The sequence below is a fragment of the Mycobacterium sp. 4D054 genome, from assembly GCF_052245755.1.
In the GTDB taxonomy this organism is placed as follows: Bacteria; Actinomycetota; Actinomycetes; order Mycobacteriales; family Mycobacteriaceae; genus Mycobacterium.
On record NZ_JBQQCF010000167.1, the window covers coordinates 1 to 663 of the forward strand.

Annotated in this window: 1 protein-coding gene; it reads left to right on the forward strand. The window is 61.8% G+C overall.

Annotated features, from left to right (window positions below):
* Positions 1 to 172: 172 nt before the first annotated feature.
* Positions 173 to 559: a pyridoxamine 5'-phosphate oxidase family protein gene (locus ACTWP6_RS30415; protein ID WP_260754784.1), complete on the forward strand. Its 387-nt coding sequence runs from the start codon at positions 173 to 175 to the stop codon at positions 557 to 559.
* The last annotated feature ends 104 nt before the right edge of the window (positions 560 to 663 follow it).

A 663-nucleotide genomic window follows, 5' to 3' on the forward strand; every position in this document is an offset into this window, starting at 1 on the left:
CCTACGGAGTGCCTTCCCGCTTTGTGAACATGGACCCTAGACAAGTCACATTTTCTCAAACAGGACAGGCACTTCCGTGCATTACAGGTCGTGTCAACAGCCTATTTCACGAAACGTCGAGGTTAGTGCTATTTCGTCGCCCCCTGCCGAGCGCCGAGCATAAACTCACGCTGTGGCATCGGCTGCCGTCGAGATCATCGAGAAGTACTTCACGTGCGAGTTCACCACGATCGCACGTGACGGTTCGCCGCAGACCTGGCCGGTGAGCCCGCGGCTGCTCCCCGATGGCCGGTTCTTGTTGGGCACCAGCATTGGGCTGCCGCAGAAGGCCTACAACATCCGTCGCAATCCGAAGGTCAGCCTGTTGTTCTCGGAGCCGACCGGCAGCGGTGTCACCACTGAAGGGGCGGTGCTGATCCAGGGCGACGCCACGGCCGAGGACCGCATTGTGACCGATCTGGCCTCAGATCCGGAGCTGGCGTCGTTGGCGCAGACGCTGTTCATTCGCCAACCGGCCGGCGCATTGTGGGGAACGTGGCTAGACATCCCAGGACCGTAGGTTGTCAAGCGGCTTGGGTATCTGGGGTGGGCTGGCGGTGTGCCCAGGCTTTGTGTTCGTCGTAGGCGGTGTGGTGGCGCAGGCAGCCGTGCAGGATGCCGACG